This window comes from Klebsiella sp. LTGPAF-6F (assembly GCF_001753185.1).
GTDB classification, from domain to species: Bacteria; Pseudomonadota; Gammaproteobacteria; order Enterobacterales; family Enterobacteriaceae; genus Klebsiella; species Klebsiella michiganensis.
The window spans coordinates 5,003,533-5,016,583 of the sequence record NZ_CP017450.1 but is presented as its reverse complement, the minus strand read 5'-3'; the positions used below and the strand labels follow the sequence as shown (position 1 = coordinate 5,016,583).

Genomic DNA, 13,051 nt, shown 5'->3' with positions numbered 1-13,051 from the left:
AGAGGACAATGGTTGCGGTAAGAAGTGCACATTTAAATAAAGCTGGTGAATTTGACCCGAAGAAATGGATCGCGAGTCTGGGAATTTCCAGCCAGCAGTCGTGTGAACGCTTAGCCGAAACCTGGGATTATTGTCGAGAGAAAACGCAGGGGCATCCGCAGGCCGATCTCCTGCTATGGCGCGGCGTGGAGATGGTGGAAATTCTCTCCATGTTGAGCATGGATATCGATACGCTGCGCGCGGCGATGCTTTTCCCGCTGGCGGACGGCAACGTCGTCAGCGAAGAGATCATGCAGGAGAGCGTAGGGAAATCGGTCGTCACCCTGATCCACGGCGTGCGGGACATGGCCGCGATACGCCAGCTTAAAGCCACCCATACGGATTCGGTCTCCTCTGAACAGGTGGACAACATTCGCCGCATGCTGCTGGCGATGGTCGATGACTTCCGCTGCGTGGTAATTAAAATCGCCGAGCGCATCGCCCATCTGCGTGAAGTGAAAGATGCGCCGGAAGATGAGCGCGTACTGGCGGCAAAAGAGTGTACCAATATTTACGCGCCGCTGGCCAACCGCCTGGGGATCGGCCAGCTGAAGTGGGAGCTCGAAGATTACTGCTTCCGCTATCTGCATCCGGCGGAATATAAGCGAATCGCTAAGCTGTTACACGAGCGGCGCATCGATCGTGAACATTATATTGATGAATTCGTCAGCCATTTACGCACGGAAATGAAAACCGAGGGCGTCAAGGCTGAGGTCTACGGGCGTCCCAAGCATATCTACAGCATCTGGCGCAAAATGCAGAAAAAACATCTCGCCTTCGACGAGCTGTTTGACGTGCGGGCGGTGCGTATTGTCGCCGAGCGCCTGCAGGACTGCTATGCCGCGCTGGGGATCGTGCATACTCATTACCGCCATCTGCCGGATGAGTTCGATGATTACGTCGCCAATCCCAAGCCTAATGGCTACCAGTCAATTCATACCGTCGTGCTTGGCCCCGGCGGAAAAACCATTGAAATTCAGATCCGTACCCGCCAGATGCATGAAGATGCCGAGCTGGGCGTGGCCGCGCACTGGAAGTATAAAGAGGGCGCCAGCGCAGCGGCCAGCGGCGGGCGCGGCTATGAAGATCGCATTGCCTGGCTGCGTAAACTGATCGCCTGGCAGGAAGAGATGGCCGATTCCGGCGAGATGCTGGATGAGGTGCGCAGCCAGGTCTTTGATGACCGGGTTTATGTCTTTACGCCGAAGGGCGACGTGGTGGATTTGCCTTCGGGTTCGACGCCGCTCGATTTTGCCTACCATATACACAGCGATGTCGGCCACCGCTGCATCGGGGCGAAAATCGGCGGGCGTATTGTGCCGTTCACCTATCAGCTGCAGATGGGCGACCAGATTGAAATCATCACCCAGAAGCAGCCCAACCCCAGCCGCGACTGGCTGAACCCGAACCTTGGCTACGTCACCACCAGCCGCGGGCGTTCCAAAATTCACGCCTGGTTCCGCAAGCAGGATCGCGACAAGAATATTCTTGCCGGGCGACAGATCCTTGATGATGAGCTCGAGCATCTGGGCATCAGCCTGAAGGACGCGGAAAAGCATCTGCTGCCGCGCTACAACTTTAACGAGCAGGACGAACTGCTGGCGGCGATTGGCGGGGGCGATATTCGCCTCAACCAGATGGTTAATTTCCTGCAGGCGCAGTTTAATAAACCCAGCGCGGCGGAGCAGGATGCGGCGGCGTTAAAGCAGCTGCAGCAGAAAACCCACGCTCCGCAGAATCGCAGCAAAGACAATGGTCGCGTGGTGGTGGAGGGCGTCGGCAATCTGATGCACCACATTGCGCGCTGCTGCCAGCCGATTCCCGGCGACGAGATCGTGGGCTTTATCACCCAGGGCCGCGGGATCTCGGTGCACCGCGCGGATTGCGATCAGCTTGCGGAGCTACAGTCTCATGCTCCCGAGCGCATCGTTGACGCGGTGTGGGGAGAGAGCTACTCGGCGGGCTACTCGCTGGTGGTGCGCGTCCAGGCCAACGATCGTAGCGGCCTGCTGCGCGACATCACCACCATTCTCGCCAATGAGAAGGTCAACGTGCTGGGCGTTGCCAGCCGCAGCGATACTAAACAGCAGATGGCGACGATCGATATGACCATTGAGATCTACAACCTGCAGGTGCTGGGGCGCGTACTGGCGAAGCTGAATCAGGTACCTGACGTCATCGACGCCCGTCGTCTGCACGGCGGATAAACTCCCACGCTTATGTCAGCCGGGTCAGGCGCTACCGCCACCCGGCATTTTTTTATCAGGACAGACTTATGACTCAAATCGAACGCCTGCTCGGCATTATGCGGCGTCTGCGCGATCCGGAAAACGGCTGCCCGTGGGACAAAGAGCAGACCTTTGCCACCATCGCGCCGTATACCCTTGAAGAAACCTATGAAGTACTCGACGCTATCGCCCGCGAAGATTTTGACGATCTGCGCGGTGAGCTGGGCGACCTGTTGTTCCAGGTCGTCTTCTACGCTCAGATGGCGCAGGAAGAGGGGCGCTTTGATTTTAACGATATCTGCGCCGCCATCAGCGACAAGCTGGAGCGCCGTCATCCGCATATTTTCGGCGAGGCGAGCGCCGGTAGCAGCAGCGAAGTGCTGGCCCGCTGGGAGCAGATCAAAAGCGCTGAGCGAGCGGAAAAGTCCCAGCACTCCGCGCTGGACGACATCCCGCATAGCCTTCCGGCGCTGATGCGCGCGCATAAAATCCAGAAACGCTGCTCGGCGGTAGGCTTTGACTGGACCTCTCTGGGGCCGGTGCTGGATAAAGTGCACGAAGAAATAGATGAAGTGATGCACGAAGCGCAGCAGGCCGTGGTGGATGAAGCTAAACTGGAGGAGGAAGTGGGCGACCTGCTGTTTGCGACGGTCAATTTATCCCGCCATTTAGGGGTAAAAGCCGAAGTTGCGCTGCAAAAAGCCAACCTGAAGTTTGAGCGCAGGTTCCGCGAAGTTGAGCGGATTGTCGCCGCGCGCGGCCTGGAAATGACCGGCGTTGACCTCGATACCATGGAGCGGGTGTGGCAGGAAGTAAAACGCCAGGAAACTGATCTCTAAAGAGTTTTCGTGATCAAGCGCTATTTGTGTGATTTTTTAAATAACAAGCGCTTGATTTACGTCAAAAACATTTCGCCAAAAGCGGCTATTTTCTCACTCCCTGCGTTTGTGTGGGCCTGATGAAAAGGAGGGATAATGAAAGTTTGTGGCGTCAGTCATGATCGGGTATACTGCTTTCCCGTCCTGGTTATTCCATCGTCTTTTAAACCTAACTTCTCAGGTTCAGCATGACAACGAACTATATTTTTGTGACCGGCGGGGTCGTATCCTCTCTGGGTAAAGGCATTGCCGCAGCTTCCCTCGCAGCCATTCTCGAAGCCCGCGGGCTTAACGTGACCATGATGAAACTGGATCCGTACATCAACGTCGATCCGGGCACCATGAGCCCAATCCAACACGGGGAAGTGTTCGTTACTGAAGACGGCGCTGAAACCGATCTGGACCTGGGTCACTACGAGCGTTTCATTCGCACCAAGATGACCCGTCGCAACAACTTCACCACGGGTCGTATTTACTCTGACGTCCTGCGCAAAGAGCGTCGCGGCGACTATCTGGGTGCCACCGTTCAGGTTATTCCGCATATCACCAACGCGATCAAAGAGCGCGTGCTGGCCGGCGGTGAAGGCCATGATGTGGTGCTGGTTGAAATCGGCGGCACCGTTGGTGATATTGAATCGCTGCCGTTCCTTGAAGCGATTCGCCAGCTGGCGGTGGATATCGGTCGTGAAAACGCGCTGTTTATGCACCTGACCCTGGTGCCGTACATGGCCGCCGCGGGTGAAGTCAAAACCAAGCCGACCCAGCACTCCGTTAAAGAACTGCTCTCCATCGGTATTCAGCCTGACATTCTGGTCTGCCGCTCCGATCGCGCTATTCCGGCGAACGAACGTGCCAAAATTGCATTGTTCTGCAATGTGCCGGAAAAAGCCGTTATTTCGATGAAAGATGTCGATTCCATTTATAAAATCCCGGGCCTGTTGAAATCTCAGGGGCTGGACGATTATATTTGTAAACGATTCAGCTTAAACTGTCCGGAAGCGAACCTGGCCGAATGGGAACAGGTTATCTACGAAGAAGCGAACCCGGCAGGTGAAGTCACCATTGGTATGGTCGGCAAGTACATTGAACTGCCGGACGCCTACAAATCGGTGATTGAAGCGCTGAAACACGGCGGTCTGAAAAATCGCGTCACCGTCAACATCAAGCTGATTGATTCGCAGGATGTGGAAACGCGCGGCGTCGAAATTCTGAAGAATTTAGACGCTATCCTGATTCCTGGCGGCTTCGGCTATCGCGGGGTTGAAGGTAAGATTGCCACCGCGCGCTACGCGCGTGAAAACAACATTCCATACCTGGGCATTTGCCTGGGGATGCAGGTTGCGCTGATTGAGTTCGCGCGCAACGTAGCGGGGATGGAAAACGCCAACTCAACGGAATTTGTGCCAGACTGTAAGTACCCGGTCGTGGCCCTGATTACCGAATGGCGTGATGAAGACGGTAATGTCGAAGTCCGCTCTGATAAGAGCGATCTCGGCGGCACGATGCGCCTCGGCGCACAGCAGTGCCAGCTGGCTGAAGATAGCCTGGTGCGCCAGCTGTACGGCGAGCCAACCATTACCGAACGCCATCGTCACCGCTACGAAGTCAACAATATGTTGCTGAAGCCGATTGAAAATGCGGGCCTGCGTATTGCGGGCCGTTCCGGGGATGATCAGTTGGTCGAGATCATCGAGGTGCCTAACCATCCGTGGTTCGTCGCCTGTCAGTTCCATCCGGAGTTTACTTCGACGCCGCGTGATGGCCATCCGCTGTTTGCTGGCTTTGTGAAAGCCGCTGGCGAGTACCAGAAGCGTCAGGCGAAGTAAAAGAGTTAGAACGGCAATGCACCCATCCGGGTGCATTGTTTGTCTGGAGTTTTAGTTTAACTTGTACTGAGGAAAACCTAATGTCCAAAATCGTTAAAGTCATCGGTCGTGAAATCATCGACTCCCGTGGTAACCCGACTGTTGAAGCCGAAGTACACCTGGAAGGTGGTTTCGTCGGTATGGCAGCTGCTCCGTCAGGTGCTTCTACTGGCTCCCGCGAAGCGCTGGAACTGCGCGATGGCGACAAATCCCGTTTCATGGGTAAAGGCGTACTGAAAGCTGTTGGCGCGGTTAACGGCCCGATCGCTCAGGCAATCCTTGGCAAAGATGCCAAAGATCAGGCTGGCATCGACAAAATCATGATCGACCTGGACGGTACTGAAAACAAATCTAACTTCGGTGCGAACGCCATCCTGGCCGTCTCTCTGGCTAACGCCAAAGCTGCCGCTGCTTCTAAAGGTCAGCCGCTGTACGAGCACATCGCTGAGCTGAACGGCACCCCGGGCAAATACTCCATGCCGGTTCCGATGATGAACATCATCAACGGCGGCGAGCACGCTGACAACAACGTCGACATCCAGGAATTTATGATTCAGCCGGTTGGCGCTAAATCCCTGAAAGAAGCCGTACGTATGGGTTCTGAAGTGTTCCACAACCTGGCTAAAGTTCTGAAAGCTAAAGGTATGAACACCGCTGTTGGTGACGAAGGCGGCTACGCGCCGAACCTGGGCTCCAACGCTGAAGCGCTGGCTGTTATCGCTGAAGCGGTTAAAGCTGCTGGCTACGAGCTGGGCAAAGACATCACCCTGGCGATGGACTGCGCGGCTTCTGAATTCTACAAAGACGGTAAATACGTTCTGGCCGGCGAAGGCAACAAAGCGTTCACCTCTGAAGAATTCACCCACTTCCTGGAAGAGCTGACCAAACAGTACCCGATCGTCTCCATCGAAGATGGCCTGGACGAATCTGACTGGGACGGTTTCGCATACCAGACTAAAGTACTGGGCGACAAAATCCAGCTGGTTGGTGACGATCTGTTCGTAACCAACACCAAGATCCTGAAAGAAGGCATCGAGAAAGGCATCGTTAACTCCATCCTGATCAAATTCAACCAGATTGGTTCTCTGACCGAAACTCTGGCTGCGATCAAAATGGCGAAAGACGCTGGCTACACTGCCGTTATCTCTCACCGTTCTGGCGAAACTGAAGATGCGACCATCGCTGACCTGGCTGTGGGTACCGCTGCAGGCCAGATCAAAACTGGTTCTATGAGCCGTTCTGACCGCGTTGCTAAATACAACCAGCTGATTCGTATCGAAGAAGCGCTGGGCGAAAAAGCACCGTACAACGGTCGTAAAGAGATCAAAGGTCAGGCATAAGCCTGTCTTAATCTGATATGAAAAAGCCAGCCTTCGGGCTGGCTTTTTTTATACCTGCAAAAGCGGCTACTTAAAATCTACCGCCATTTGCTGCGGGATAGAAAGCCCGCGCGTGGTCTGTACGCAGCGGTCAATGTAATCGGTAAAGCGCGGCGGTTTTGGCATACCCATGCTGAGCAGCTTGTCGTTGCTGAATCGTACGTTAAGCGTGGCGAAGGCGCCGTACAGGCGCATGGCTTTTAGCATCAGCCGTTCGTTGCAGGGGCCAAAAATAGCCTTCAGCTCACGGCGCATTTTGACCAGCGTTTCATAGCTGACCTGCGCGTATTTATCGCCGACCGGCGCCTGCTCGAGGGCGGAGGCCATCGCGTTATCGATATCCGCAAACCTTACGCTGTTTTCCTCTCCCGCGGAAATATGCACCACCTCTCCGCGCGCCAGCGGGCTGGTAAGCAGCATCAGCAGCGCATCGGCGCAGTAATCGACGGGGATTACATCGATGCGGTCTTCCATCGAACACATAAATTTTTGCAGCATCAGCCCCATGCTGAACACCCAGAAGATGCTGCTGGAGGGCTGACAGCCGTGATGAGTGTGGCCAACAACAATAGAGGGACGGGCGATCGCCAGCGGTAGCGTTGGGCACTCCTGCCGCATGAGACGCTCAATTGTTGATTTAGAGTGGGTGTACTCGACCAGATGCTCGGCGCGTTCACGAAACGCCGTGCTTTCCGCTACCAGCGAATCGGGGTCTGGCGAGCAGGACATCGCGGTGCCCACGTGCAGAAAGCGCTCAAGGCCGCCGACCTGAGCCATCCGCCGGGCAAACTGCAGCGTGCCTTCGACGTTGACCTTCCAGATAAGCGGATTATTACCAAATGAGGCGACGGCGGCGCAGTTGAGCACGTGGGTAACCTGATTCAGGCGCGGGTCGTCGAGAAAGGGCTGCGGATTGGCCAGATCCCCCAGCAGAATGTTGCCGGGCGTCAGGGCCGTTAATCTCTCTTCGCTAATATTGAATTTTCGCAGGTTTTCCTTTACCCGTTCTACGGCAGCTACACTATTATCTGCACGAACTAACAGTAATAGATTAGGCGCATTCTTTTTATTCAGAATGCTTTCTAACACTGCTCCACCGAGAAAACCGGTCGCGCCAGTAATTAATAATGTATTCATGAATGCAGTCTCATTATGGTTGGTTGACTGGATTCTAGGCGCGGAAAATTAAACGGATATTAAATGGAAAATGAACATAAGGTGCGGTTTATTAAGGTTATTTTAAGATAATTTAGCGTCGTGGATCGAATTTGACCCTAAGCTATGACAATAAATTCATTATTTCGTGTATCCATTTGTACATCGTTGAAATTTATTATTTTTAAGTTTGTTATTTTATTTTTGGCTTTCAAAATTATACATGTTTTGTTACACCAAAAATTTTAGCCGTGCCGCTTAATAGTCGCCTGATGATTATCAGGCTAATTAAATCAGCCGGTGCGGGATAATGGAATCGGCCAGCTGCCGGAGGTTTATCATTAAGGTTTAGGTTCTACCCACCACGCGGCGCAGCGCGGGACAAGATCTGCGCGGGCAAATCTGCGATAATGCGCGCTCACAACCCTAAGCAGAGATGATTATGCAGTACCCGATTAACGAGATGTTCCAGACCTTGCAAGGCGAAGGTTACTTCACCGGCGTTCCCGCCATTTTTATTCGTTTACAGGGATGCCCGGTTGGTTGCGCCTGGTGCGATACCAAACATACCTGGGATAAGCTTGCCGATCGGGAAGTGTCGCTGTTCAGCATTCTGGCAAAAACCAAAGAGAGCGATAAATGGGGCCCGGCGAGCAGCGAAGATCTGCTGGCTATCATCGGGCGTCAGGGCTGGACGGCCCGCCACGTGGTCATTACCGGCGGCGAGCCCTGCATTCATGATTTAACGCCGTTAACCTCTTTACTGGAGCAAAACGGATTTAGCTGCCAGATTGAAACCAGCGGCACCCATGAAGTGCGCTGCACGCCGCATACCTGGGTGACGGTGTCGCCAAAGGTGAACATGCGCGGCGGCTATGACGTACTCTCTCAGGCGCTACAGCGGGCTGATGAAATTAAACATCCGGTTGGACGCGTGCGCGATATCGAAGCGCTGGATGAGCTGCTGGCAACGCTGGCCGATGAAAAGCCGCGTATTATCGCGCTTCAGCCGATTAGCCAGAAAGATGACGCGACGCGCCTGTGCATCGAAACCTGTATCGCCCGCAACTGGCGCTTATCGATGCAGACGCACAAGTACCTCAATATCGCGTGATATAAAAAACCCTGATAGCGCAGGGCTATCAGGGTCTTATTCAGCTAAAGGCACTATCACTCGCCGCGATAGACGCAGCCCGCGGTGCAGGTTTCTTTGATCATCACCGCGCTCAGCAGCGGTACCCGCGGTTTCATCTGCTCCCAGATCCATTTTGCCAGCACTTCGCTGGTCGGATTGGACAGCCCGGGAATATCGTTTAGGTAGTAATGGTCGAGGCGATCGTAGATGGGTTTAAACGCGGCCTTCAGCTCGGCAAAATCCATGATCCACCCGGTATGGGGATCGACTTCACCGGTAATCTCCAGGCGCACCATAAAAGAGTGGCCGTGCAGGCGACCGCACTTATGACCTTCCGGCACGTGCGGCAGGTGGTGAGCGGCTTCAAAGGTGAAATCTTTAAACAGCGTGGTGGACATCTTTTCTTCTCAATATGGCAAAAAACCGCCGTAGGGTACCGGAAAGCACATTTTTTCGCATTAACTAAAACGGCCCTGAGCGGAAAATAGCCACATTCATCCAGCCTGTTCAAATTAATTGCCTATATTTCATGGGCTTATTTAATCGATTTTGTTGTTAATAACTATAACTAAAACAGGTTAGTCCATTTGGTTATTTGTTATTTCCATCCTTTATTTAGTTGTTACTATTTGCACCGTTAACCTACTCACTCGTCATACTTCGAGCCGCATGTGCGTTGGCAATAACTCGGCCCAGCCTTGGGCTTTGCCCTGATGGGCGCTGTGTCGCTGCCTGCAACTCGAATTATTTAGAGTAAATACATTATCTTCTGTTTATCACGCTGACAGGGCGTGAATCACAGCTTTGCTTACTGGAACATAACAACGCATGACGACACAGGCCCCACCTTCCAATTTGCTACCGCTGAGTCCGGAGCAAATGGCGCGCCTTCAGGCGGCCACGACTGACTTCACGCCCACCCAGCTGGCCTGGGTTTCCGGCTATTTTTGGGGGGTGCTGAACCAGCAGCCCGGCGCGGCGGTTGTTGCGCCAGCCCAGGCGGCTGAAGTACCGTCCATTACCCTGATTTCGGCATCGCAAACCGGCAACGCCCGCCGCGTCGCTGAAGCGCTGCGCGACGATCTGCAGGCCGCGCAGCTGAACGTGAAGCTGGTCAACGCAGGCGACTATAAATTCAAACAAATTGCCTCCGAAAAGCTGCTGGTCGTGGTGACGTCAACGCAGGGTGAAGGTGAGCCGCCGGAAGAAGCCGTCGCGCTGCATAAATTCCTGTTTTCGAAGAAAGCGCCGAAGCTGACCGATACCGCATTTGCCGTGTTTGGCCTCGGCGATACCTCCTATGAATTCTTCTGCCAGTCCGGCAAAGATTTTGATAATAAGCTGGCCGAACTGGGCGGTGAACGCCTGCTCGACCGGGTTGATGCTGATGTAGAGTATCAGGCCGCCGCCGCCGAATGGCGCGCTCGGGTGGTTGAGGCGCTGAAAGCGCGCGCCCCTGCCGCCGTCCCGTCTCAGCTGATTGCCAGCGGATCGGTGAACGAGATCCACACCAGCCCCTATACCAAAGAAGCGCCGCTGACCGCGACGCTGGCGGTGAATCAAAAAATTACCGGTCGCGATTCTGAAAAAGATGTGCGCCATATTGAAATCGACCTCGGCGACTCCGGCCTGCGCTATCAGCCGGGCGATGCGCTGGGCGTCTGGTACCAGAACGATCCGGCTCTGGTGAAAGAGCTGGTAGAGCTGCTGTGGCTGACGGGCGAGGAGCCGGTCACGGTTGACGGCAAAACGCTGCCGCTCGCCGAAGCGCTGGAGTGGCACTTTGAGCTGACGGTCAACACCGGTAACATCGTGGAAAATTATGCCACCTTAACCCGCAGCGAATCCCTGCTGCCGCTGGTGGGCGATAAGGCACAGCTCCAGCATTACGCCGCGACCACGCCGATTGTCGATATGGTGCGTTTCTCCCCGGCGCAGCTGGATGCCCAGGCGCTGGTCGACCTGCTGCGCCCGCTGACGCCGCGACTGTACTCGATCGCTTCTTCGCAGGCGGAAGTGGAAAGCGAAGTCCACGTCACCGTTGGCGTGGTGCGTTATGACATCGAAGGCCGCGCTCGGGCCGGCGGCGCTTCCAGCTTCCTGGCTGACCGCGTCGAAGAAGATGGCGAAGTGCGCATCTTCATCGAGCATAACGATAACTTCCGTCTGCCTGCCAACCCGCAGACGCCGGTGATCATGATTGGCCCCGGCACCGGCATCGCGCCGTTCCGCGCTTTTATGCAGCAGCGCGCGGCGGAAGGCGCGGAAGGGAAGAACTGGCTGTTCTTCGGCAACCCGCACTTTACCGAAGATTTCCTTTATCAGGTGGAGTGGCAAAGCTACGTCAAAGAAGGCGTGCTGAGCCGCATCGACCTGGCCTGGTCCCGCGATCAACAACAAAAAGTCTACGTTCAGGACAAGCTGCGCGAGCAGGGGGCCGAACTGTGGCGCTGGATTAACGACGGCGCCCATATTTATGTCTGCGGCGATGCCAATCGTATGGCAAAAGACGTTGAGCAGACGTTGCTGGAAGTGATTGCCGAATACGGCGCGATGGACGCCGAAGCGGCGGACGAATTTTTAAGTGAGCTGCGCGTTGAGCGCCGTTATCAGCGAGATGTCTACTAATGAGCGAAAAACATCCAGGCCCGCTGGTGGTCGAAGGTAAACTGACTGACGCCGAGCGCATGAAGCTCGAAAGCAACTACCTGCGCGGCACCATTGCGGAAGATTTGAACGACGGCCTGACCGGCGGTTTTAAAGGCGATAACTTTCTGCTGATCCGTTTTCACGGTATGTACCTGCAGGATGACCGCGATATCCGCGCCGAGCGCGCGGCGCAGAAGCTGGAGCCGCGTCACGCGATGCTGCTGCGCTGCCGCCTGCCGGGCGGGGTGATCACCACCAAACAGTGGCAGGCGATCGATAAATTCGCCGCCGATAACACCATCTACGGCAGTATCCGTCTGACCAACCGTCAGACCTTCCAGTTCCACGGCATTCTGAAGAAGAACGTCAAGCCGGTGCACCAGATGCTGCATTCGGTCGGGCTGGACGCGTTGGCTACCGCCAACGATATGAACCGTAACGTGCTGTGTACCTCTAACCCGTACGAGTCCCAGCTGCATACTGAAGCCTACGAATGGGCGAAGAAGATCTCCGAGCACCTGCTGCCGCGCACGCGCGCCTACGCCGAGATCTGGCTGGATCAGAAGAAAGTCGCCACCACCGATGAAGAGCCGATCCTCGGTCAGACCTATCTGCCGCGTAAGTTCAAAACGACCGTGGTGATCCCGCCGCAGAACGATATCGATCTGCACGCGAACGATATGAACTTCGTGGCCATCGCCGAAAACGGCAAGCTGGTCGGCTTCAACCTGCTGGTCGGCGGCGGTTTATCGATTGAGCACGGGAATAAGAAAACCTACGCCCGTACGGCGAGCGAGTTTGGCTATCTGCCGCTGGAGCACACTCTGGCGGTGGCGGAAGCGGTGGTCACGACCCAGCGCGACTGGGGTAACCGTACCGATCGTAAAAATGCGAAAACCAAATACACCCTCGAACGCGTTGGCGTTGAGACCTTTAAGGCGGAAGTGGAACGTCGGGCGGGCATCAAGTTTGAGCCGATCCGTCCGTACGAATTCACCGGCCGCGGCGATCGTATCGGCTGGGTGAAGGGTATCGACAATAACTGGCATCTGACGCTGTTTATTGAAAATGGTCGTATCCTTGATTATCCGGGTCGCCCGCTGAAAACCGGCCTGCTGAAGATTGCTAAGATCCACAAAGGCGAATTCCGCATTACGGCGAACCAGAACCTGATTATTGCCAGCGTACCGGAAGATCAGAAGGCGAAGATCGAGAAGCTGGCCCGCGATCACGGCCTGATGAACGCCGTCACGCCGCAGCGCGAAAACTCTATGGCCTGCGTGTCGTTCCCGACCTGCCCGCTGGCGATGGCGGAAGCCGAGCGTTTCCTCCCGTCGTTTATCGATAAAGTCGAGGCGCTGATGAGCAAACATGGCGTTGGCGACGAGCATATCGTTACCCGCGTTACCGGCTGCCCGAACGGCTGCGGCCGCGCGATGCTGGCGGAAGTGGGGCTGGTCGGTAAAGCGCCGGGCCGCTATAACCTGCACCTTGGCGGCAACCGCAGCGGGACGCGTATTCCGCGTATGTATCGGGAAAATATTACCGAGTCGGAAATTCTCGATTCGATCGACGAACTGGTAGGGCGCTGGGCGAAAGAGCGCGAAGCGGGTGAAGGCTTCGGCGACTTTACGGTGCGTGCGGGCATCATTCGCCCGGTGCTCGACCCAGCTCGTGATTTCTGGGAATAACATCCAGGTGCCCGGTGGCGAGCAGCGATCCG

9 protein-coding genes are annotated in these 13,051 nt (G+C 55.4%); 7 read left to right on the top strand and 2 right to left on the bottom strand.

Annotation, left to right across the window (positions count from 1 at the left end):
• The first annotated feature begins 8 nt into the window (after positions 1 to 8).
• The 4 genes from relA to eno all read left to right on the top strand — a co-directional run bounded on the left by relA (position 9) and on the right by eno (position 6,350).
• Complete coding sequence (relA, locus tag BJF97_RS23415; protein ID WP_004853643.1) at positions 9 to 2,246, top strand: GTP diphosphokinase; 2,238 nt, start codon at positions 9 to 11, stop codon at positions 2,244 to 2,246.
• 68 nt (positions 2,247 to 2,314) lie between these two features.
• Positions 2,315 to 3,106, top strand: a complete 792-nt coding sequence (mazG, locus tag BJF97_RS23410; protein WP_014226596.1) for a nucleoside triphosphate pyrophosphohydrolase — start codon at positions 2,315 to 2,317, stop codon at positions 3,104 to 3,106.
• A gap of 227 nt (positions 3,107 to 3,333) precedes the next feature.
• Complete coding sequence (pyrG, locus tag BJF97_RS23405; protein ID WP_004105009.1) at positions 3,334 to 4,971, top strand: glutamine hydrolyzing CTP synthase; 1,638 nt, start codon at positions 3,334 to 3,336, stop codon at positions 4,969 to 4,971.
• Between the two features lie 80 nt (positions 4,972 to 5,051).
• A complete protein-coding gene (gene eno / locus BJF97_RS23400) occupies positions 5,052 to 6,350 on the top strand; it encodes a phosphopyruvate hydratase (RefSeq protein WP_004124327.1) in 1,299 nt (432 codons plus the stop codon).
• A gap of 66 nt (positions 6,351 to 6,416) precedes the next feature.
• Here the strand turns inward: eno and BJF97_RS23395 are convergent, their stop codons facing one another.
• Positions 6,417 to 7,526, bottom strand: a complete 1,110-nt coding sequence (locus BJF97_RS23395; protein ID WP_025106430.1) for an SDR family oxidoreductase — start codon at positions 7,524 to 7,526, stop codon at positions 6,417 to 6,419.
• A 460-nt stretch (positions 7,527 to 7,986) separates the two neighbouring features.
• On the opposite strand from BJF97_RS23395, the gene queE reads away from it, so the two are divergent.
• The gene (queE, locus tag BJF97_RS23390; RefSeq protein WP_004124321.1) at positions 7,987 to 8,658 is read left to right on the top strand and encodes a 7-carboxy-7-deazaguanine synthase QueE; all 672 of its coding nucleotides are present in this window, start codon (positions 7,987 to 7,989) and stop codon (positions 8,656 to 8,658) included.
• Positions 8,659 to 8,714: 56 nt separating this feature from the next.
• On the opposite strand, the gene queD is transcribed toward queE, so the two are convergent.
• Positions 8,715 to 9,077, bottom strand: a complete 363-nt coding sequence (queD, locus tag BJF97_RS23385) for a 6-carboxytetrahydropterin synthase QueD (protein WP_004853637.1) — start codon at positions 9,075 to 9,077, stop codon at positions 8,715 to 8,717.
• Between the two features lie 430 nt (positions 9,078 to 9,507).
• On the opposite strand from queD, the gene cysJ reads away from it, so the two are divergent.
• Positions 9,508 to 11,307 carry an NADPH-dependent assimilatory sulfite reductase flavoprotein subunit gene (cysJ, locus tag BJF97_RS23380; protein WP_025106432.1) on the top strand — a complete coding sequence of 600 codons (1,800 nt, stop codon included), beginning with the start codon at positions 9,508 to 9,510 and terminating at the stop codon, positions 11,305 to 11,307.
• Positions 11,307 to 13,019 (top strand): assimilatory sulfite reductase (NADPH) hemoprotein subunit, encoded by a 1,713-nt coding sequence (gene cysI, locus BJF97_RS23375; RefSeq protein ID WP_070083010.1) that lies wholly within the window; start codon positions 11,307 to 11,309, stop codon positions 13,017 to 13,019. The genes cysJ and cysI overlap by 1 nt, the downstream gene beginning before the upstream one ends.
• The last annotated feature ends 32 nt before the right edge of the window (positions 13,020 to 13,051 follow it).

Excerpts from the sequence above, each read along its gene's own strand:
- cysI (WP_070083010.1), top strand. The coding sequence starts at position 11,307 with ATGAGCGAAAAACATCCAGGCCCGCTGGTGGTCGAAGGTAAACTGACT.
- BJF97_RS23395 (WP_025106430.1), bottom strand. The coding sequence starts at position 7,526 with ATGAATACATTATTAATTACTGGCGCGACCGGTTTTCTCGGTGGAGCA.
- cysJ (WP_025106432.1), top strand. The coding sequence starts at position 9,508 with ATGACGACACAGGCCCCACCTTCCAATTTGCTACCGCTGAGTCCGGAG.
- mazG (WP_014226596.1), top strand. The coding sequence starts at position 2,315 with ATGACTCAAATCGAACGCCTGCTCGGCATTATGCGGCGTCTGCGCGAT.
- queE (WP_004124321.1), top strand. The coding sequence starts at position 7,987 with ATGCAGTACCCGATTAACGAGATGTTCCAGACCTTGCAAGGCGAAGGT.
- queD (WP_004853637.1), bottom strand. The coding sequence starts at position 9,077 with ATGTCCACCACGCTGTTTAAAGATTTCACCTTTGAAGCCGCTCACCAC.
- relA (WP_004853643.1), top strand. The coding sequence starts at position 9 with ATGGTTGCGGTAAGAAGTGCACATTTAAATAAAGCTGGTGAATTTGAC.
- eno (WP_004124327.1), top strand. The coding sequence starts at position 5,052 with ATGTCCAAAATCGTTAAAGTCATCGGTCGTGAAATCATCGACTCCCGT.
- pyrG (WP_004105009.1), top strand. The coding sequence starts at position 3,334 with ATGACAACGAACTATATTTTTGTGACCGGCGGGGTCGTATCCTCTCTG.